Below are 20,693 nucleotides of genomic sequence, written 5' to 3' on the forward strand. Positions count from 1 at the left end.
CTCGCTCAATCCGTCATCCAAGGAGGCCTGAATGTGGATCTCGGTCATCCTGCAGGCTGACGCGACCCGCGCCGAAGCCTTGTCAGAAGCCCTGATGGAGCACGGCGCACTGTCGGTCAGCATCGACGATGCAGATGCCGGCACCGACGCGGAAAAACCCCAGTTCGGCGAGCCGGGCATGCACCCGGCCAGCCTGTGGGACCACAGCCGGGTCGTCGCGTTGTTCGACACCGACACCGATCTCGCCACGGCACTGGCCACCGCCTCGGCTGCCGCTGGGCTGGAAACGGTGCCGCCGTTCACCATCGAAGAGGTCGAAGAACAGAACTGGGTGCAGCTCACCCAGAGCCAGTTCGATCCGATCCGCATCACCGAGCGGCTGTGGATCGTGCCGTCGTGGCACGAATCCCCGGATGCGGACGCGATCAACCTGGTGCTCGACCCGGGCATGGCTTTCGGCACCGGCTCGCATCCCACCACCCGCCTGTGCCTCGAATGGCTGACCGGTGAGATCACGCCGGGCGTCAGCGTCCTCGACTACGGCTGCGGCTCCGGCATCCTGGCGATTGCCGCCGCCAAGCTGGGGGCCGGTGAGGTCACCGGCGTGGACATCGACGAGAAGGCGGTCGACACCGCAGCCGACAACGCTGCCAACAACGGCGTCAGCCTGCACCTGCAGGTTTCGGCCAAGCCCCTCGACGGCACCTTCCAGCGCGTCGTCGCCAACATCCTGACCAATCCGCTCAAGATGCTGGCCCCGCTGCTCGCCGCCCGCGTCGCCCCCGGCGGCAAGCTGGCCCTGTCCGGCGTACTGGAAGCCCAGGCCGGCGACGTCATCGAAGCCTACGCCCCCTTCATCGCCCTGCATGTGGGTGCCACCCTGGACGGCTGGGTCCGCCTCGAAGGCGAGCTGCCGTTATCGGCCGAGTCATGATCCTTGCGCGCTGCCCGGCGTGCTCAACCACCTTCCGGGTGCGTCCCGAGCAATTGAGCGCCCGCCACGGGCGGGTGCGCTGCGGCCAGTGCCAGCATCCCTTCAACGCGCTGGAAAACCAGGTCGAGGAAGAGGCGCTGGCCGACGACCTGCCGCGGGAGCCGGTGCATGCCCCCGCGGTCAGCACGGCCCCGTCGCTGTTTGTCCTGCAGGAAAAGCCCCCTGAAACAACCGGCGATCCCGCGGAGCCTCCCCTGGACGACGCCGCCCCATTCCCGGCAGAACCTGCCCGGGAAGAAGCGCCGGCTCCCGACAGCACAGCCACAGACGAAGTGGCGTCGCCGGGCGAGCCGACCCCGCCGACTTCACAAACGGAAGCCCCCGCGGACAGCGATGCACTGGAGGCCCCGGCGTTCATCACCTTCGAAGACGAGCAAGCCCCATCGTCCGATGCCCCGCCTGAGGCACCACAGAGCGTGGACGAACGCATCGAACCCATAGGCGAAATCCAGTTCGAAGCCCTCGACCAATGGCCGGAAGAAGACATCCAACCCACGCCCGAGGCGTCTACGGCGGACGAAGCCCTGGCCGACGATGCGCTAGACGAGGATGAAGATGGATCGGCGGCAGACGCCGGAGCCCCCGTTGCCCCATTCGCGTTCAAGCCCGATTGGCCGGACGCGTCTGAACTCGACCTGAAGAGCCCCCCCGACGCATCCCTCATCGACGAAGGTCCGCTGGATTTCGACTCGCTGCTGCACAAGAAGGTGGTGGACGACACCCCCGGCACACCCTTGCAGGCACTGGAGGAGGACCTTCCGGTAGCAAGCGCCGAGGCACAGGCCTTGGCAAGCGGACTCCCGATCGAGCGCCCCCCTGCCGACGCCAGCTCAAGCGAGCCCGAGGAGGACGAGCCGGAAGAGCGCGAAGCCTTCACGGAAGAGCCTGAGGAGGCCACCGGTCCCTCTGCCCTGCAACAGGTGGCCTGGGCCGCCGGCGCCACGCTGCTGGTGCTGGCCCTGCTGGCCCAGGGGGTGCTGGTGTTCCGCAGCGAAATCGCCCAGTCATCAGCGCAGATGCGGCTTTTCATGGAGAGCGTATGTGCCGGCATGGGCTGCGAGCTGCCGCTGCCCCGCGAGTCCACATCGATCACCATCGAAAGCTCCGACATCCAGCCGGACGCCAGCCGGGAAGCCTTCTTCACCCTGCACGCCACCCTGCGCAACCGCGCCGAGTTTGCGCAGGCCTGGCCGCACCTCGAGATCACCCTGACCGACGCCCGCGACAAGGCCCTGGTCCGCCGGGTCCTGGAGCCCAAGCAATGGCTGCCCGCCGACATGCCCCAGGATGCCTTCCCGGCACGCAAGGAAGTGGCCGCCCGGGTCCGCTTCGAAGCGCCCGGCGTGGCCGCCGCCGGCTACCGGGTCTACGCGTTCTACCCCTGAACGGTCAGACCCGCGGGGGTAACATCCGGCAACATTCGCCCGCGCTCGCCCTGTCCGGGCGGACCCTATAATCGATTCGCCTACACCTTCCCGACGCCATGTCCACGCTCATCTGCGGTTCCATCGCCTTCGATTCGATCATGGTCTTCCAGGACCATTTCAAGAATCACATCCTGCCCGAGCAGATCCACATCCTGAACGTCTCCTTCCTGGTGCCCGAGATGCGCCGGGAATTCGGCGGCTGCGCCGGCAACATCGCCTACAACCTCAAGTTGCTCGGCGGCGATCCGCTGATCATGGCCACCGTCGGCGACGACGCCGGCCCCTACCTGGAACGCCTCGAGCGCCTCGGCCTGTCCCGCGCCCATGTCACCCACGTTCCCGGCACCTACACGGCCCAGGCCTTCATCACCACCGACCTGGACGACAACCAGATCACCGCCTTCCATCCGGGCGCGATGGTGCATTCCCACCTCAACAAGGTGGAGCACACCAAGGGCGTCACCCTCGGCATCGTCGCCCCCGACGGCCGCGACGGCATGCTGGAACACTCGCGCCAGTTCGCCGAGGCCGGCATCCCCTTCGTCTTCGATCCCGGCCAGGGCCTGCCGATGTTCAACGGCGAGGAATTGCTGGCCTGCCTGCAACTGGCCGACTACTGCACGGTCAACGATTACGAGGCGCGCCTGCTCAGCGAGCGCACCGGACGCAGCATCGAAACGCTGGCCAACGAGGTCAAGGCCTTGGTCGTCACCCGTGGCGGCGAAGGCTCCGAGATCTACACCGGCGGTCGCCGCATCGACATTCCATGCGCCCGCGCCGCCGCCCTCGAAGACCCCACCGGCTGTGGCGATGCCTACCGGGCCGGCCTGCTCTACGGCATCGAGCACGAACTGGACTGGGATCAGACCGGACGCTTGGCCTCGTTGATGGGCGCACTCAAGATTGCCAGCCGTGGCGGGCAAAACCACGCCCCCAACCGCGACCAGATCGCCGACGCCTACCGCACGGCTTTCGGCTCAACCCTGTGGTGAAAGGACACCCCATGCGACTCCTGACTCTGACCCTCGCCCTGCTGACCGCCGTCAACCTGACCGGCTGCGCCTCCGGCCTCGGTGGCGGCGACTATGAACGGACTGAAACCCGCCGCGTGATGAGCGTGCGCATGGGCGTCATCGAAGGCGTCCGCCCCGTGAAGCTGGAAGGCACCAATACGCCGCTCGGCACCGTTGCCGGCGCCGCCATTGGTGGCGTAGCCGGTAGCACGGTCGGTTCCGGCAAGGGCGCCGCAATCGCCGCAGTGGTCGGTGCCGTCGCGGGCGGCATCGCCGGTGCGGCCGCCGAAGAGGGCTTCACCCGCAAGCAGGGCGTGGAAGTCACCCTCAAGATGGACAACGGCGAACTGCTGGCCATCGTGCAGGAAGACGGCGGCGAGAACTTCAAGCCCGGCGAGCGCGTACGCCTGCTGCAGGACGGTCGCAACACCCGCGTCAGCCGCTGAGGTGCTGGGGTGCTGAGGTGCTGAGGTGCTGAGGTGCTGAGGTGCTGAGGTGCTGAGGCCAAGGAGCCTGCAGAAAGATCCTGTGGGGGCGAATGAATTTGCCCCCACAGGCACAACCCGCACGAGGGCTGCGCCGGCGCCCCCCTGTCGGGAGGGCCAGTCAGGCTGCGGCACGCATCAATCGCCCCCGGTCACACGGCCGTAACCGCCCCTTCACGGCACCGCAATGCAGCATTTTCACAATGCGCGGAAACCCAATGAGGATTCCGTCAATGCTGCACAAGGAACAACACGTCGCCCAGCGCCCCGGCCGTAATCTGTACGTCGGGTTGGCAAGCTGCTCCACCGAGATTCTGGAGGCCCAGAAGCTGCGCTACCGCGTGTTCGCCGAGGAAATGGGGGCCCGCCTGTCGAGCCGCACACCAGGCGTCGATCGCGACCTGTACGACGCTTTCTGCGAGCACCTGATCGTGCGTGACGAGGATGCCGGCCGCATCGTCGGCACCTACCGCATCCTGTCGCCGTCAGCGGCCCGCGAAGTGGGCAACTACTATTCCGAGAGCGAATTCGACCTGACCCGCTTGCGCCACCTGCGCGGCCGCATGGTGGAAATTGGCCGTTCCTGCATCGATCCCGACTACCGCTCCGGCGCCGTCATCACGCTGCTGTGGGCCGGCCTCGCCCGCTACATGCTCGAGAACAATCATGACTACCTGATCGGCTGTGCGTCGATCAGCATGGCCGACGGCGGGCACGCCGCAGCCAGCCTGTATAATCGCCTCAAGGACGAACATCTGAGCCCGCTCGAATACCGGGTCTTCCCCCGCACGCCGCTGCCGATCCATGCCCTGCGCCAGGATCTCGATGCCGACACGCCGCCGCTGATCAAAGGCTACCTGCGGGCCGGCGCATGGATCTGCGGCGACCCGGCCTGGGACCCGGATTTCAACACGGCCGACCTGCCGATCCTGCTGCCGGTTTCCCGGCTCGACGCCCGCTACGCCAAACACTTCATGGGACGCAAGGACTGAAACCCGCCGGCTCCACCCCCCGCCTGATCCGCATCTTCCGTGCAGCCCGCCTGACAGGACATCTGCTGCAGGGCCTGTTGCTGGCGGCGCTCGCCTTTCCCTTCCTGCCCGCGGCCAAGCGCCTGCGTCAACGCCAGCGCTGGTCGGCCCGCCTGCTGGACGTCCTCGGCATCCGCCTGCAGGCCGACGAGCCCTTCGTCGTGCCCGGCTGCCTGCTGGTGGCCAACCATGTGTCGTGGATAGACGTGTTCGTGATCAACGCGGCCTATCCGGCCGCCTTCGTATCCAAGGCCGAGGTCCGCCAGTGGCCGCTGATCGGCTGGCTTGCCGCGAAGAACGAAACGGTCTTCCTGCGCCGCGGCAGCCGTGGCCACGCCAGGATCGTGAATGGGGAAATCGGCGCTCTGCTCGGCCAGGGCCGCCACGTAGCGATCTTTCCGGAAGGCACCACCACCGACGGCAGCCACGTGCTGGGCTTCCACGCCGCCCTGCTGCAGCCGGCCATCGAAGCCGGCGCACCCATCCAGCCGCTGGCCATCGCCTACCGCCTGCCGGACGGCCGCCATACCCGCGCGCCGGCCTACGATGGCGACATCAGCCTGCTCGATTGCATCAAGGCGATCATCGCCGAACCGGAAATCATCGCCCGCGTACGCGTCGCACCGGCGATCCCGCCCGGTGCGCTGCCGGACCGCAAGGCCATCGCCCACGCGGCGCGGGAAGCCATCGTGGCGCGAATCGGCGACTGACGTTCAGGAAGGTTTCGGCTTGCCGTGGGCCAGGCCCGGACAGGCCACCTGGAAGACGGTCCGGTCTTCCAGGCGCACGGCGGTCAGCTCACGCCCCCACAGACAGCCGGAATCCAGCGCCAGCAGGTTCGGCTCCACGCGCAGGCCCAGCGCAGACCAGTGGCCGAAGACGACGGTGGTTTCGGCGCTCTTGCGCCCCGCGACCTCGAACCAGGGCAGGTAGCCCTTCGGCGCCTTGGCCACCTCGCCCTTGACCTTGAAATCCATAACGCCGTCCGCCGTACAAAAGCGCATGCGCGTCATCGCATTGACGATCACCCGCATTCGTTCGTAGTCGCGTAGCCCATCGCTCCACGCAGCGGGCTCGCTGCCCCACATGTTGCGCAACAGGTCCGCGTGGTAGGGTCCGGCCAGCGCCCCCTCCACCTCCCGCGCCAGCGCCCGGGCCTGCTGCACCGTCCAGCCCGGCAACAGGCCGGCATGGACCATCGCGAAACCGTTCTCGACATGCATCAAGGGCCGCGTGCGCAGCCAGTTCAGCAGGTCCTCACAGTCCGGCGCATCGAGCACTGCCTGGATGGTGTCGTCCTTGCCCCGGCTGCGGATCGCTCCGTGGGCCACCATCAGCAGATACAGGTCATGGTTGCCCAGCACGGTGACCGCCGCCGGCCCCAGATCGCGCACGAAACGCAGGGTGTGCAGGGAATCCGGCCCCCGGTTGACCAGATCGCCGACCAGCCACAGGCGATCCCGGGCCGGATCGAAGGCAACCCGATTGAGCAGCGCGGTCAGGGACGAGAAACAGCCCTGGATGTCGCCGATTGCATAAGTCGCCATTCTTCAGCTCCCTGCTGCGGTCTTCACTACCGGACGCAGATGCGGCGCGGTGATATTGGCAGGCGTGTATTCGGGCACCCAGCGACGCAACTCCCGGCGCACCTCGGGCCCCTCCACGGGCCGACGCTGACGCAGCCACAGCAGCAACGCATCGAGCCAGCCCTCCTCGACGGTCAGCGCCCGTGCGATGCGCAGTTTGGGATGATGGGTGGCCCGGGTTTCCTCGCTGTCGGCCAGAACCTCCTCATACAGCTTTTCGCCTGGACGCAAACCGGTGAACACGATGCGGATCTCATCCGCGCTGCGCCCCGACAGGCGGATCATGTCCTGGGCCAGCTCGGCGATCTTCACCGGCTCCCCCATGTCGAGCACGAAGATCTCACCACCCTTGCCCATCGACCCCGCCTGCAGCACCAGCTGGGCCGCCTCGGGGATCGACATGAAATAGCGGGTGATTTCCGGGTGGGTCACGGTCACCGGCCCACCGGCGGCAATCTGCTCCTGGAACTTGGGAATCACACTCCCTGCGCTGCCGAGCACATTGCCGAAGCGCACGATCTCGAACTGCGTCCGCCCCTGGGCCGCCAGCGACTGGCACACCTGCTCCGCCAGGCGCTTGGTGGCGCCCATCACATTGACCGGATTGACAGCCTTGTCGGTGGACACCAGCACGAAACGCGGGATGCCGAAAGCCACTGCACTGCGCGCCACCTGCCAGGTTCCCAGCGCGTTGTTGCGCACCGCCTGCCAGGCATTGTCGTCCTCCATCAGCGGCACATGCTTGTAGGCCGCGGCGTGGAAGATCACGTGGGGGCGGTAGCGGTTGAGCACCTCGTCCACGCGGACCGCATCCTTCACGTCACCGGCCAGTGGCACCAGCTGCACGTTCGGGAAATAGGCGTGGAACTCCTCGCACAAGCGGTACAACGCAAATTCGGACAGCTCGAAACAGACCAGCACCGACGGCTCGAAGCGGGCGATCTGGCGGCACAGCTCGGAACCGATGGACCCGCCGGCGCCGGTCACCATCACCGTCTTGCCGCGCAGATACTCCTTGACCTCCGCCGCATTGATGCGCACCGGATCGCGCCCCAGCAAGTCCTCCACATCCACCTGGCGGACATCGCCCACCTTGACCCGGCCCAGCATCACGTCCTCGATGGCCGGCACCGTCAGCGCCTTGACGCCGGCCCGTACACAGATGCTGGTCACACTGCGGCGCAACTCATGGCGCTCCTGGGGCAGGGCGATGATGGCGTGGCCAACCCGGTATTCCGCCGCCACCCGCGCCAGGTCGGAAAAGGCACCCAGCACCTTGCAGCCGTAGATTTCGCGCCCTTCGCTCTCGCGCGTCTTGTCGAGCAGACCGACGACCCGCCACTCCGACGAGCGGGACAGTTCCCGGATCAGGCCTACTGCCGCCTCTCCAGCGCCCATCACGATGACCGGCTGCCCCTGGGCGCGCAGCGCGCCATACAGGCGAAACTCCTTCCAGGTCCGGTACAGGGCCCGCGTCCCCCCCATGTACATGATCAGCAGCAGGGGCTGCAGGATGTAGATCAGCCGCGGCACCGTCGGGTGGTAACGCACCGCCACGACCAGCACCAGCGGCGTCACCAGGGTGGCGACCCCCACTGCGCGCAGAATGCGCAACAGGTCCGGCAAGCTGGCAAACACCCAGACACCCCGGTACAGCCCGAAGGTCCGCAGCAACATGCCCTGCAGGAGCAGCACGACGGGCAGCGCCACGCCGAAGGCCGGCATGAAATCGGCGGGGATATCGGTATTGAAACGGATCAGATAGGCCAGCCACCACGTCAGCGCGACCCCGAACAGGTCCGACAGGAACACCAGCAATGACCGCGACATAGATTCTTTCAGGATTTGGTGGTCTCGGCGGCGTTGAAACGCCGCCAGCGGCGGTCGATCCACACGCCCACCACCAGAAAAACGATGGCCCACATTGTAAGCGTGATGCACTGCAGCGAAAACCCTGACGGCAGGATCAGCACCGCCGAGATACCCGTTCCAAGCATCAACGCATAGGCCCGCAGTGCGGTGCCCCGATGCCCGAGGCCCATCCGCACCATGCGCTGGTAATAGTGGCTGCGGTGCGCCTGCCACACCTTCTCGCCGCGCAGGGCGCGCCTCAGCAAGGTGACGGAAGCATCCAGCACGAAGGGGGCGAAGACCAGCAGCGGGAACCACAGCGGCCATGCCCCGCCGCCCCAGCCCACCAGGCCGAGGGATCCCGCCAGGAAGCCGAGCGGCACCGACCCCACGTCGCCCATGAAAATGCGCGCCGGATGAAAATTGAACAGCAGGAAGCCGGCGGCCCCCGCCGCGACGGCGGCACTCGCCAGCGCCAGGCCGAAGCGCCCCCCCAGGTAGGCCGCCACCGCATAGGCAGAGAAGCCGAACAGGGCCATCCCCCCGGCCAGCCCATCCGAGCCGTCCATGAAGTTGTAGAGATTGGCCAGCCACACCAGGGACACCAGCAGCAGGGCGCCCGTCACCCAGTCCAGCGAAAAACCCGCGCCATACAGGAAGCCGCCGGCCACCAGCACCTGCACGAGGAAGCGCAGGCGCGCCGGCAGGGTGTGACGGTCGTCGAGCAGCCCGAGCAGGGCCAGCACGCCCGCCCCGCCGAAAGCCAGCAGCACGTTGGCCGGCAGCCAGCCTGACGCCGCCGTCAGCCCCACCCCGACCAGACTGCCGACCATCACGCCCACGCCGCCGGTACGCGGAATAGGCTGCGAATGCAGGGAACGATCGTTCGGATGATCGAGAAAATACAGCCGACTCGCGGGATGACAACACGCCCGCGTGGTCAGCCAAGCCGCCAGCCATGCCATCGGCACGGCCAGCCAGCGCAATGCATCGGACATGCTTGCCTGTCGTGAAGGAAACGGAAATCCGCCCCAGTATCAGGCAACAGCCTTTCCCGCCGCAACCGCGGTGGGGACCCGCGGCTTACGGAGCGATCACGTATTTGCTATATTCGCGGGCCTGTTCGATGTACCCGGCAACGCGCCCGTCGGCGCCGGTCCGCCCCCGCCCCCCCATGCCGAGCCTGCCGTTCTTCCTGCCCCTCGCCTATCGCACGCTCATCTGGCAGCTTGGCCGGCGCGAGGTGCTGGGGCGCTATCGCGGCTCCCTGCTCGGCGTAGGCTGGTCCTTCGTGACCCCGGTGATGATGCTGGCGGTCTACACCTTCGTCTTCGTGGACGTTTTCAAGGCCCGCTGGCCGGGCGCCGGACATGGCAGCGGCGGCGGATTGACCTTCGCCCTGTACATCTTTGCCGGCCTGATCGTCTTCAACCTGTTTGCCGAAATCGCCGGGCGCGCCCCACGCCTGGTGGTGGACCAGCCCAACCTGGTCAAGAAAGTCGCCTTCCCTCTCGAGATCCTGCCGTGGGTAGCGGTGCTGTCGGGGCTGTTCCACCTGGCGCTGAGCGTGCTGGTCCTGCTGGCCGCAGTCGCCTTCCTGCACCCGGGCGGCGTCCAGCCCAGCGCCGCGGCCCTGCCGCTGGTGCTGCTACCCTTCCTGCCCTTCCTGCTGGGGCTCGGCTGGCTGCTGTCGGCGCTGGGGGTGTTCATCCGCGACATCGGACAGATCATGAACTTCGTGGTCAGCCTCGCCATGTTCCTGTCGCCGGTGTTCTATCCGCTGGAGTCCCTGTCCGAACCGATGCGGACCTGGATGTACTTCAACCCGCTGACGACCATCATCGACAACGTGCGGCGCGTGCTGCTGCAGGGCCTGTGGCCCGACTGGAACGCGCTGGCCCTGTTCGCCGCCGCCGCCAGCGCCTTCGCCGTGCTGGCAGCGGTCCTGTTCCAGGCCACGCGCAAGGGGTTTGCCGATGTCCTCTGACGTCATCGCCATCCGCGCCAGCGGCCTCAGCAAGAACTACCAGCTGTACGACAGCCCCTTCGACCGCCTCAAGCAACTGCTGACCGGCGACCGGCACCGCTACGGCCGCACCTTCCACGCCCTGCAGGACGTCAGCTTCACCCTCCACAAGGGCGAAGTGCTGGGCCTGATCGGGCGCAACGGCGCCGGCAAGTCCACGCTGCTGCAGCTGATCTGCGGCACCCTCACCCCCACCGAAGGGCAACTGGAGGTCAACGGCCGCATCGCCGCACTGCTGGAACTGGGCGCCGGCTTCAACCCGGACTTCAGCGGCCGCGAGAACGTCTTCCTCAACGCCTCCATCCTTGGGCTCAGCCGGGCCGAAACCGAGGCGCGCTTCGATGAGATCGTGGCCTTCTCGGGCATCGGCGACTTCATCGATCAGCCGGTCAAGACCTACTCGAGCGGGATGTACGTGCGCCTGGCCTTCTCCATCGCCACCAGCATCGAGCCCGACATCCTGGTCATCGACGAAGCCCTGTCGGTCGGCGACGGCGAATTCGCCCGCAAATCCTTCGACCGCATCATGCAGCTGCGCGACAAGGGCGCCACGATCCTGTTCTGCTCCCACTCGATGTACCACATCGAGGCCATCTGCAGCCACGCCCTGTGGCTGGAACGCGGCAAGGTCCGCATGGAAGGCGCACCGGGCAAGGTGACCCAGGCCTTCAACACCGCCCTGCTGGTGGACAGCCCGGCCCCCCCGCAGGCCGAAGCCAGCGACGGCGCAGCCCCCGCCGCCCCGGTGGCCGCCGGCGAAGCCCGCTTCGTCAGCATCACCGCCGAGGCCGATGGACAATCCGGCACGCGCGTCTGCCTGCGCGCCGGCGAATCCGACCTGACGGTGCGCATCGCCTTCACCTCCGACCCGTCCCTGCCGACCCCCTCCATCGCCTTCGGCATCGAGAACAGCAGCGGCCTGACGGTCACCAGCGCCGGCAGCCTGTACGACGGCACCCCGCTGCAGCGCCGTCCGGACGGCAGCGGGGTAGCGGAACTGCGGCTACCGCGCATCCCGCTGATGCGTGGCGAATACAGCATGAGCCTGTTCCTCGGCTGCGAGCGCATGATGCACATCTACGACCATGCCCCCCACTGCGTGCAGATCGAGGTCATGCAGACCGGCATCGAACAAGGCGTGGTCTTCATCCCGCGGGAATGGCATACCCCGGAGACCCCGAATGAAAGCACCCGCCGCTGACGGCACCCTGCAGGTCCGCCAGGCCACACCGGCCGACATGCCGCAGATCCAGGCCCTGTTCCAGGAGGTTTTCAAGCTCCCGATCAGCCCGGCCATGCTGCACTGGAAATATGCCGAAGGACGTGGCCAGTCCTGGGGTGCCTGGGAGGCCGACGGCCCGCTGCTGGTGCACTGCGGGGTGTTCTTCCGGCGCATCCTTGCCGGCGGTCGACCGGCACGGGCCGCGCAACTGGGCGACCTGATGGCCAGCGCACGCAAGCCCAGCGGGCTGGCCCGCCAGCAATCCCCTTTCGCCGGCGTGATCCACACACTGCTGGCCGCCCAGGCCGGCCCCGACAATCCCGACGCGATCTGTTTCGGGTTCCCGAGCGAACGGGCCATGCGCCTCGGCGAGAGGCTCGGTGTCTTCACCCAGATCGACAGCGTTTTCAAGCTGAGCTTCACGCCACACCCTGCCGGCTGGCGCGCGGATCGCTGCACGGCCAGCAGCCTCGACGCAGCCGACGCAACGACCATCGACCGGCTATGGGCAGCAATGGCTGCCAACCTGCCCGACGAACTGGTCGGCATCCGCGATGCCGCCTACCTGCGCTGGCGCTACCTGGAGCACCCGCTCAACCGCTACCAGCTGTTCATCGTGCGCAGCCGCTGGCTGGGGCGCCCGCTCGGCGCCTTCGTCGTACGCGGCGACGGCGCCGAGCGCGAGCTGATGGATCTCATCGGCCCGCTCGAACACCTTCCCCGCGTCCTGCAGTCCTGCCGCGAATGGCTGGCGCACAGCGGCGGCCAACGCCTCGACCTGTGGCTGAGCAGCCGCTTCGCCCGGCGTTTCGGCGCCCTCGCCGACAGCTGCGAGCCGCTCGAATTCCGCATCATGGCCAACCCCCTCGGCCCGGCCCACATCCTCGAACGCTTCCACGAGGCCTGGTGGCTGACCGGCGGGGACACGGACTACCGCTAGATGCACATCTGCTACCTCCTGATGTCGGCCGAGCTGTGCGGCGGCGTGCGTGTCGTCTTCGACCAGGCCCGCTTTCTCAGACAGCGCGGGCACCGGGTCAGCATCCGGGCGGTACGCGGCAGTCACGACTGGTATCCCTACCCCGTCGACATCGAATACCTGAGCGACCTGGACGCCCCCTTTGCCGACGGCCCCCCGGATGTCGTCGTCGCCACCTTCTGGTTCACCGTCTGGCCCGCCCTGCAGATCGGCGCCCGCCGCACGGTGCACCTGTGCCAGGGCTATGAGGGCGACATCCGCGAATACCGGGACATCCGGGCGCAGATCGACGCCGCCTACCGCCAGCCGATTCCCAAACTGACCGTCGGCCCCTGGCTGAGCGAGCGCCTGCACCGGGAGTTCGGCGCCGCCTTCCCGGTGTACGACATCGGCCAGATCGTGGACGTGGACCTGTTCACGCCCCCCCAGCCGTGGCCCCGCTGGCAGCGGCGCCTGCGCGGCGCGCCGTGGCGCGTGCTGGTCGTCGGGCAATACGGGATCGACGTCAAGGCCATCGACGACGCGCTGCAGGCGGTCCGCATGCTGCGGGCGCGAGGCACGGCCATCGAACTGCTGCGCGTCGCCACCGTCGCACCGGGCGACGAAGAGCTCGCCATCACACCGGTGGATGCCTTCCACGTGGGCATTTCCCCCCGCCAGATGCACGACCTGATCTGCTCGGCCGACGTTTCCGTATCGCCGTCGCTGGAAGGGGAAGGCTTCGGCCTGCCGCTGGCCGAGGCCCTCGCCTGCGGCATCCCCTGTGTGGCGACACGCATCGCCTCCTTCACCCGCTTCGACCCGCAAGCCGACTATGCCGTGTTCGTCCCGCCGGGCGATCCGGCCGGCCTGGCCGACGGCCTGCAAGCGGTCCTCGACGATGCCGCCCTGCGTCGCCGCCTGCGCCGCCGCGGCCCGCCACTGATCCGCCGCCACTACAGCGGGGCAGCCGTTGCCCGGCGCCTCGAAGAAGCCTTGAAGAACCCCGATGACCCTGCGTGACGACCTGCCGGCCTGGCGCCATTACTTCATCGACACCCCCTTCTGGGCCGCCGGCCTCGGCGGACGGCGCATGGAGGCACGGATGCAGCACTTCCACCGGGCAGACCTGGCGCCGACCCGTCATGCGCTGCAGTTCCTGTGGGGCGCCGCCGCAACGGACGAGGCCCTGGATGCAGCCTGCCGGCAGGCCCTGCACTGCAAGATCGAGCGGGAAGCCGATGCCTACCGCTGCCAGCTGCCAGCCTCGCCGAGCTACACCATCGAGGGACTGCCCCATCTGCAGGCAGCCTGCCAGCAGAAAGGCCCGGTCTTCCTGCTCACCGGCCACCTGGGCAGCTTCTATACCATCGCGGTCGCCCTCCAGCGCGTCGGCATCCCGGTTTTCCCGGTGGCCCGCAGCGTGGACGACAGCCCGGCCAATCCGACGCCGCGACGCCTGTTCGAGCGCTTCAACTACGCCAGCACCGAAAGGCGCATCGGCGGCCATTACCTGTACACCGATTTCGCCGGCTGGATGGACAAGCGCATCGTATCGGTGTGCCGCCAGGGCGGCGTCGTGCTGGTCCTGCCCGACCTGCCCCGCCGCCTGTTCCCGGGCGGACGGCACCCGGTCACCCTCTTCGACCGCCCGGCCACGCTGCCCGCGCGGCTGTTCGAACTGGGCCACAAGTACAAGGCGCGTTTCCTGCCGACCTGGAGCCTGATCGGCACGACGCGGCGGGCGCGCAGCCTGCGCATCGAAGCGCCCCTGCCGACGGAGTCGGTCGCAGCCACCCTCCAGGGCTACGCGGACAGCCTGAGCCGCATCGTGCGGGAGGCACCGGCCCAGTGGATGGCCCTGCCGATCATCGAGCAGTACCTGGAAACCCCCGACGCCCCATGAAGATCTCCGCCCTGCTGGTCAATTACCACACGGCACCGCTGCTGGCCGGCGCCGTCGCCTCGCTACTGGCGCAGCCCGACATCGACGGACTGGAGATCATCGTCGCCGACAACAGCGAGTCCGACGAGGAATACGCCCGTCTGCGCAGCCTGCTGCCAGCGTCCGTGCAGACGGTGCAGAATGCCCGCAACACCGGCTTCGCCGCCGCCTGCAACGCGGCCCTGACCCAGGCCAGCGGGGATGCCATCCTGCTGCTCAACCCGGACGCCCGGCTGCAGCCCGGCGCCCTCGCCCGGCTGGCCGCCACGCTGTTCGCCTCCCCACGCACCGGCGCCGTCGGGCCGCTCACCTTCTGGGACGACGACGCGCGCTTTGCGCTGCCGCCCAGCACCTTCCCGTCCCTCGACGACTATCTGCGCCGCGCCGTGTCGCGCCTGCATCCCACCCTCGGGACACGCTACGCCCAGGCCTTCCGCCGCAAGGCCCTGCAGATGTGGACCGCCACGGCCCCGGTGCGCGTCGAAGCCCTGTCCGGCGGCCACGTGCTGCTCAAACGCAGCGCCATCGACAAGGCCGGCGGCCTGTTCGACGAGCGCTTTTTCATGTACTGGGAAGACTCCGACCTGATGCAGCGCCTGCACGACGCCGGCTACCGCCTGTTCGTCGACCCTGTGGCCCGCGCCGTCCACCAGTACGACCATCACCCGGGCAAGGACGCGATGATGTCCCGCGGCTGGCCCCTGTACCACGCCAAGCACTTCCAGGGTCGCCTGCGCGCCCGCCTGGCGGAATGGATCGAGCGCCACGCAGCCCCCGGCCCGGCCCTCCCGCCCGAACTGCAGCCCATTGCCGGCGAACCGATCCGCCTGCCCGTCCCTGACGCGCTGCAGGCCGGCTGGGTGCTGGAAGTCAGCCCGGCGCTCAACTTCGTACCGGCCATGGGCCGCATCGGCCACGGCCCCTGCGCCGAAATACCGGCGGAGTGCTGGCAGCGCTTTACCGGCGGGCGTTACTTTGCCCGCCTCGGCTCGCCCACCGACGCCCCCGAGCTGCAGCGCTGCTGGAGCTGGCTCAACTAGACGGATTCAGCCGCCCATGGAAGACACCCTCATCCCCTACCAGGCCGGCCCCCTGCCGGCGGACCGGCACATCCTGGTATTGGCCCCGCACCCGGACGACGAGATCTTCGGCTGCGGCGGAGCCCTGGCCCTGCACGCCGACGCGGGCGCCCAACTCCACGTGGTCCTGGTCACCGGCGGCGACGCAGCCGGCGAAGCCGCCGCCCGCCTGGAGGAAAGCCGGGCCGCCGCGCGGGCGCTGGGCATTCCGGCGCCGGCCTGCTGGGGCATCCCCGATCGCCACGTCCGCAACGATGCCGACCTGGCCGGACGCATCCGCGACGCCATCGTGGCCAGCGGCGCCAGCCTGATCTACGCCCCATCCCTGTGGGAGAACCACCCGGACCACCGGGGTCTTGCCGAAGCCACGCTGCAGGTCGTGCGCGAACTCAGCCACGTCGGCTGGATGGCCTACGAGGTCAGCGCGCCCCTGCGCCCCAACCTGCTGATCGACATCGGCCCGGTCCTGGCACGCAAGCATGCAGCCATGGCCTGCTTCCCGTCCCAGCTCGCACTGCAGGCCTACGACCGCCACCTCAACGCCCTCAACGTGTTCCGTACCTACACCTTGCCGGCATCGGTACAGGCCGCGGAAGCCTACGAGTACTACCCGCCGGGCGCCCTCTCCGGCGACAGCCCGACGCTGCTTGCGCAAGAGCTCAAACGGCTGGCCGGCCTGCAGGCACCACAGCCCGCCACCCCAGCGGAAAACCCCTTGCAGGCCGAGGTGGACGCCCTGCGCCGTCAGCGGGACGAACTGCTGGCGTCCACGTCCTGGCGCATCACGGCCCCCCTGCGTGCACTGGGCTATCTGCGCAACCGGTTCGGCAGACGGCACTGACCCCACCCGGGCAGACGAGGGGGTAAAAAGTTCATATAGGAGAATCCGTGGTATATTCTCCTATATGAACTTTTCCATGCACATTCCCCTCGATGCCCAGCCCGAGCAGCTGGAGCGTCTGGCCGCCCTGCAACGGGCGGTAGCCGAAGTGTGCAATGCGCTGGCGCCCATCGTCCGGGAAACCCGCTGCTGGAACCGGGTCGGCCTGCATCACCTGGCCTACCGCAGCCTGCGCGAACGCTTCCCGCAGGTCGGCTCGCAGATGGTCTGCAACGCGATCTACTCGGTGTCGCGCACCTGCCGGCTGCTGTTCCAGCACCCGCAAAGCCCGTTCAACGTCGCCCGCCATCCCGACAAACCGCTGCCGCTGCTGCAGTTCCAGCCCAGCCTGCCGGTGTATTTCGACCGTCACACGCTGAGCGTCAAGGTCGGCCAGCTGTCCATGTACACCCTCGACGGGCGCATGAAGTTCCAGCTCAACCTCACCGACGCCGACGTGCAGCGTTTCAAGGAAAACAAACTGCGCGAAATCGTGCTGATCCAGACGCCGGACGGCTACCGCCTGTCCTTCACCTTCGCCGATCCCCAAGCGGGCGAAGACGAAGGCGCTGACGCCAGCCTCGACGCAAGCGGCGACCTGCCCGAATACGTACTCGTCTCCGAAGACAGCCCTTCCCCACACCCGACTGCGGAAACCGCCCAGTCGGCGTCCATGTAAAAGCCCCCTCCAGGTAACAGCCATGAAGCCCGGCGAAAAAATATCCGCACTGCGCGAAGCATTGATGCTGCAGAAATCATCCTTCCACAGGGTGATCTTCTTCAGCTTCTTCATCAACCTGCTGGTCATGGCACCCACGGTGTACATGCTCCAGGTGTACGACCGGGTGGTGAACAGCCGCAGCCTGACGACCCTGGGCATGCTGACCCTGCTGATCGTCGTGCTCTACATCGTCATGGAAGCCCTCGAATGGGTGCGCAGCGGCATGCTGCACGAGATCGCGCTGAAGTTCGACGCACGCATCGACGAGCGGGTCTTCAACACCGTCTTCGAGGCCAACCTGCGCCGCATTCCCGGCGCCACCGCCCAGGTGCTGCAGGATCTGCGCAGCGTGCGCGACTTCATCTCCAGCCATGCGCTGACGGCGATCATCGACGTCCCCCTGTCGATGCTCTACATCTTTGCGATCTTTTTCATCAACCCGGAAATGGGCTGGATGTCCATCGTCGGCGCCCTGATACAGGTCGGCCTCGCCTGGCTCACCGAACGCGAAACCCAGGCCCCCCTCAGCGCCGCCAACCGTGCCGCCATCTCGGCGCAGAACTACGCCGCCAACAGCCTGCGCAACGCCCAGGTCATCGAGGCCATGGGCATGCAGGGCGGCATCCACAAGCGCTGGCTCAAACGCCAGAACGAAACCCTGCGCCAGCAGGCCGTGGCTTCCGACAAGGCCGGCGCCTACTCGGCCCTGTCCAAATTCGTGCAGCAATCCCAGTCCTCGCTGCTGCTCGGCGCCGGCTGCTGGTTCATCATCATCGGCCTCTTTCCCCATGGCGGCGGCCTGGTCATCGTCGCCTCGACCCTCGGCGGCAAGCTGCTGTCGCCGATCGTGCAGGTCATCGGCTCCTGGAAGCAGGTGGTGGCAGCACGGGAAGCCTATGCGCGCCTCAATGCCCTCCTCGACAACGTCGCCCTGCGGGAGCCGGGCATGCCGCTGCCCGCCCCCACCGGCCAGCTGACGGTCGAAGGCGTGGTGGCCGGCGCCCCCGGCACCCAGGCGGCCATCCTGCGCGGCGTGACGTTCGGCGTCGCCCCCGGCACGGTGGTCGGCCTGATCGGCCCGTCCGCCTCCGGCAAATCCACGCTGGCCCGCCTGCTGGTCGGCGTATGGCCCGCCGCCAGCGGCAAGGTGCGTCTGGACGGGGTGGACATCTACCCGTGGAACAAGGCTGAACTGGGCCCCTACCTCGGCTATCTGCCCCAGGAAGTGGAACTCTTCGACGGCGCACTGGCCGAGAACATCGCCCGCTTCGGCGAGGTGGACATGGCCAAGGTGGAAGCCGCAGCCCGCGCCGTCGGCATCCACGACATGATCATGTCGCTGCCCGACGGCTACGAAACCAACATCGGCGACGACGGCTGCCGCCTGTCCGGCGGACAGCGCCAGCGCATCGGCCTGGCCCGGGCAATCTACGACACGCCGCGCTTCATCGTGCTCGACGAGCCCAACTCCAGCCTCGACGAAGCCGGCGAACGCTCGCTGGTGCAGACGCTGCTGAGCCTCAAGGCCCAGGGCTCGACGATCATCGTGATCACCCACCGCACCAGCGTGCTGGTGGCCGTGGACAACCTGCTCCTGCTCACCGATGGCCAGGTGAAAGCCTACGGCCCGCGGGACGAGGTCCTCGCCGCCCTGCAACGCGGCGCCCAGCAGGCCGTGGCCGCGCCCCAGCCGGTTGCCGCCTGACCCCCACACCCAGCCCATCGCGAATCCTGATGAAGACTCCTTCCTCCTTCCAGCACAGCGAGCTGCGCGCCGCCCTGTGGGCCTTCCGCCGCGAGTTCGCGGTGTGCCTGGTTTTCTCGGTGCTGATCAACATCCTGATGTTGACCCCGACGATGTACATGCTGCAGCTGTTCGACCGGGTGATGCTCAGCCAGAACCTCGTCACGCTGACGGTGCTGACCATCGTCATGCTGCTCTGCTTTGCCGCCGTCGCCTTTGCCGAATGGTCCCGCTCGCGGGTGCTGGTGCGCCTCGGCGTCAAGCTCGACCAGCAGCTCAACTCCCGCGTCTTCGCCGCCAGCTTCGAAGCGGCGCTGCGCCAGCAAGGCAAAACCCCCACCCAGGGCTTCGGCGATCTCGCCAACGTCCGCCAGTTCCTCACCGGCAACGGGCTGTTCGCGCTGATGGACGCCCCGTGGACGCCGATCTACCTGATCGTGCTGTTCTTGCTGCACCCGTGGCTCGGCATCCTGGGCATCGTCTTCTCGCTGATCCTCGGCGGCATGGCCTGGGTGTCCCACCGCATGTCCCACGCATCCATCGAAGCGGCCCAGGAAGCCGGCGGCCAGGTCGGCGGCTACATCCACAGCAAGCTGCGCAACGCCGAAGTCATCGAGGCGATGGGCATGCTCGCCAACCTGCGCGCCCGCTGGAAAGCCCGCCAGCAGCACTACCTGGAGCTCAACCGGCAGGCCAGCGACGTGTCCGAGCGGGTCAAGGCACTGACCAAGTTCGTGCGCTACACCCAACAGTCCCTGGCCCTGGCCGCCGGCGCGGTATTGGTGATCCGCGGCGAACTGAGCCCCGGCGCGATGATCGCCGCCAACGTGCTGCTCGGCCGCGTCACCCAGCCGGTGGACATGATCGTGATGACCTGGAAGTCCTTCCTGTCCGCCCGCAAGGCCTTCCTGCGCCTGGAAGAAACCCTGGCCCAGAACCCGCCGCGGGACACCACCCTGGTCCATGCCGAACCCAAGGGACAGCTGAGCCTGAAGAACGTGATCGCCACCGCGCCGTCGCGCCCGCAGGCCATCCTCAAGGATCTCACCATCGACTTCCCGGCTGGCGAGGTGATCGGCGTGGTCGGGCCGTCCGGCTCCGGCAAGTCCACACTGGCCCGCACCCTGGTGGGCATCTGGCCCTATACCGACGGCCGCGTGCAGCTCGACGGCGTACCGCTGGAACGCTGGGAACGGGATGAGCTGGGCCCCTACCTGGGCTACCTGCCCCAGGACATCGAACTGTTCGAAGGCTCGATCGCCGAGAACATCGCCCGCTTCGGCGAGGTCGAGCCCGACAAGGTCATCCGTGCCTGCCAGCGCGCCGGCGTGCACGACATGATCCTGCGCTTCCCCCAGGGCTACGACACCGAGATGGGCCAGGCCGGCGGCCTGCTGTCCGGCGGCCAGCGCCAGCGCATCGCCCTGGCCCGGGCGATGTACGGCGACCCCAAGCTGCTGGTGCTCGACGAGCCCAACTCCAACCTCGACGACGTCGGCGAGACCGCACTGCTGAAAGCCGTGCAGGACCTCAAGCAGCAGGGCAGCACCGTCTTCGTCATCACCCACCGGCCCAGCGTCCTCAGCGTTGCCGACCGCCTGCTGGTACTCAACGACGGCCGCATCGCCCTGTACGGCCCCCGCGCCGACGTCATCGCCACGCTTCAGGCCCAGGCCGCCGCCCAGCCGGGCCCCAGCCCCGCCGCCCAGCCCGCCTGACCCCAGTCGCCCC

General features: G+C 67.9%; 19 protein-coding genes. 16 read left to right on the plus strand and 3 right to left on the minus strand.

Annotated elements, in window-relative coordinates; genetic code table 11:
• The first annotated feature begins 31 nt into the window (after positions 1-31).
• The 6 genes from prmA (at position 32) to B4920_RS14920 (ending at position 5,660) form a co-directional block, all read left to right on the plus strand.
• On the plus strand, positions 32-934 hold the full coding sequence (gene prmA, locus B4920_RS14895; protein ID WP_079435488.1) for a 50S ribosomal protein L11 methyltransferase: 903 nt from the start codon (positions 32-34) through the stop codon (positions 932-934).
• Positions 931-2,379 carry a DUF3426 domain-containing protein gene (locus B4920_RS14900; RefSeq protein ID WP_079435524.1) on the plus strand — a complete coding sequence of 483 codons (1,449 nt, stop codon included), beginning with the start codon at positions 931-933 and terminating at the stop codon, positions 2,377-2,379. The genes prmA and B4920_RS14900 overlap by 4 nt, the downstream gene beginning before the upstream one ends.
• Positions 2,380-2,477: 98 nt before the next feature.
• Entirely contained in the window at positions 2,478-3,413 is a 936-nt protein-coding gene (locus B4920_RS14905) for a carbohydrate kinase family protein (RefSeq protein WP_079435489.1), read from the plus strand.
• Positions 3,414-3,424: 11 nt separating this feature from the next.
• Positions 3,425-3,880 (plus strand): glycine zipper 2TM domain-containing protein, encoded by a 456-nt coding sequence (locus B4920_RS14910; protein ID WP_079435490.1) that lies wholly within the window; start codon positions 3,425-3,427, stop codon positions 3,878-3,880.
• 272 nt (positions 3,881-4,152) lie between these two features.
• A complete protein-coding gene (locus tag B4920_RS14915) occupies positions 4,153-4,911 on the plus strand; it encodes a GNAT family N-acetyltransferase (protein ID WP_079435491.1) in 759 nt (252 codons plus the stop codon).
• Between the two features lie 77 nt (positions 4,912-4,988).
• On the plus strand, positions 4,989-5,660 hold the full coding sequence (locus B4920_RS14920) for a 1-acyl-sn-glycerol-3-phosphate acyltransferase (RefSeq protein ID WP_173862668.1): 672 nt from the start codon (positions 4,989-4,991) through the stop codon (positions 5,658-5,660).
• A 3-nt stretch (positions 5,661-5,663) separates the two neighbouring features.
• Here B4920_RS14920 and B4920_RS14925 read toward each other — a convergent pair whose 3' ends face one another.
• From B4920_RS14925 to B4920_RS14935, 3 genes are read right to left on the minus strand one after another with little or no spacing between them, the layout of a single operon-like run.
• Positions 5,664-6,497, minus strand: a complete 834-nt coding sequence (locus B4920_RS14925) for a symmetrical bis(5'-nucleosyl)-tetraphosphatase (protein WP_079435492.1) — start codon at positions 6,495-6,497, stop codon at positions 5,664-5,666.
• A 3-nt stretch (positions 6,498-6,500) separates the two neighbouring features.
• Positions 6,501-8,366: a nucleoside-diphosphate sugar epimerase/dehydratase gene (locus B4920_RS14930; protein WP_079435493.1), complete on the minus strand. Its 1,866-nt coding sequence runs from the start codon at positions 8,364-8,366 to the stop codon at positions 6,501-6,503.
• Between the two features lie 8 nt (positions 8,367-8,374).
• The gene (locus B4920_RS14935; RefSeq protein ID WP_079435494.1) at positions 8,375-9,385 is read right to left on the minus strand and encodes a glycosyltransferase family 4 protein; all 1,011 of its coding nucleotides are present in this window, start codon (positions 9,383-9,385) and stop codon (positions 8,375-8,377) included.
• A 176-nt stretch (positions 9,386-9,561) separates the two neighbouring features.
• On the opposite strand from B4920_RS14935, the gene B4920_RS14940 reads away from it, so the two are divergent.
• The 10 genes from B4920_RS14940 to B4920_RS14990 all read left to right on the plus strand — a co-directional run bounded on the left by B4920_RS14940 (position 9,562) and on the right by B4920_RS14990 (position 20,680).
• Positions 9,562-10,374: an ABC transporter permease gene (locus B4920_RS14940; protein ID WP_079435495.1), complete on the plus strand. Its 813-nt coding sequence runs from the start codon at positions 9,562-9,564 to the stop codon at positions 10,372-10,374.
• Positions 10,364-11,614, plus strand: a complete 1,251-nt coding sequence (locus tag B4920_RS14945; protein ID WP_079435496.1) for an ABC transporter ATP-binding protein — start codon at positions 10,364-10,366, stop codon at positions 11,612-11,614. Before B4920_RS14940 ends, B4920_RS14945 begins: the two co-directional genes overlap by 11 nt.
• Positions 11,595-12,575: a GNAT family N-acetyltransferase gene (locus tag B4920_RS28445; protein WP_161493308.1), complete on the plus strand. Its 981-nt coding sequence runs from the start codon at positions 11,595-11,597 to the stop codon at positions 12,573-12,575. Before B4920_RS14945 ends, B4920_RS28445 begins: the two co-directional genes overlap by 20 nt.
• Entirely contained in the window at positions 12,576-13,616 is a 1,041-nt protein-coding gene (locus B4920_RS14960) for a glycosyltransferase family 4 protein (protein WP_079435498.1), read from the plus strand.
• Positions 13,603-14,499: a lysophospholipid acyltransferase family protein gene (locus B4920_RS14965; RefSeq protein WP_079435499.1), complete on the plus strand. Its 897-nt coding sequence runs from the start codon at positions 13,603-13,605 to the stop codon at positions 14,497-14,499. The genes B4920_RS14960 and B4920_RS14965 overlap by 14 nt, the downstream gene beginning before the upstream one ends.
• The gene (locus tag B4920_RS14970) at positions 14,496-15,578 is read left to right on the plus strand and encodes a glycosyltransferase family 2 protein (RefSeq protein WP_079435500.1); all 1,083 of its coding nucleotides are present in this window, start codon (positions 14,496-14,498) and stop codon (positions 15,576-15,578) included. Before B4920_RS14965 ends, B4920_RS14970 begins: the two co-directional genes overlap by 4 nt.
• 16 nt (positions 15,579-15,594) lie before the next feature.
• Complete coding sequence (locus B4920_RS14975) at positions 15,595-16,458, plus strand: PIG-L deacetylase family protein (protein WP_079435501.1); 864 nt, start codon at positions 15,595-15,597, stop codon at positions 16,456-16,458.
• Positions 16,459-16,534: 76 nt separating this feature from the next.
• The gene (locus tag B4920_RS14980; protein WP_216819881.1) at positions 16,535-17,176 is read left to right on the plus strand and encodes a hypothetical protein; all 642 of its coding nucleotides are present in this window, start codon (positions 16,535-16,537) and stop codon (positions 17,174-17,176) included.
• A 22-nt stretch (positions 17,177-17,198) separates the two neighbouring features.
• Positions 17,199-18,923: a type I secretion system permease/ATPase gene (locus B4920_RS14985; RefSeq protein WP_079435503.1), complete on the plus strand. Its 1,725-nt coding sequence runs from the start codon at positions 17,199-17,201 to the stop codon at positions 18,921-18,923.
• Positions 18,924-18,952: 29 nt separating this feature from the next.
• Positions 18,953-20,680, plus strand: a complete 1,728-nt coding sequence (locus B4920_RS14990; protein ID WP_079435504.1) for a type I secretion system permease/ATPase — start codon at positions 18,953-18,955, stop codon at positions 20,678-20,680.
• Positions 20,681-20,693: the final 13 nt, after the last annotated feature.

The organism is Zoogloea sp. LCSB751 (assembly GCF_002028455.1).
Taxonomy (GTDB): domain Bacteria; phylum Pseudomonadota; class Gammaproteobacteria; order Burkholderiales; family Rhodocyclaceae; genus Zoogloea.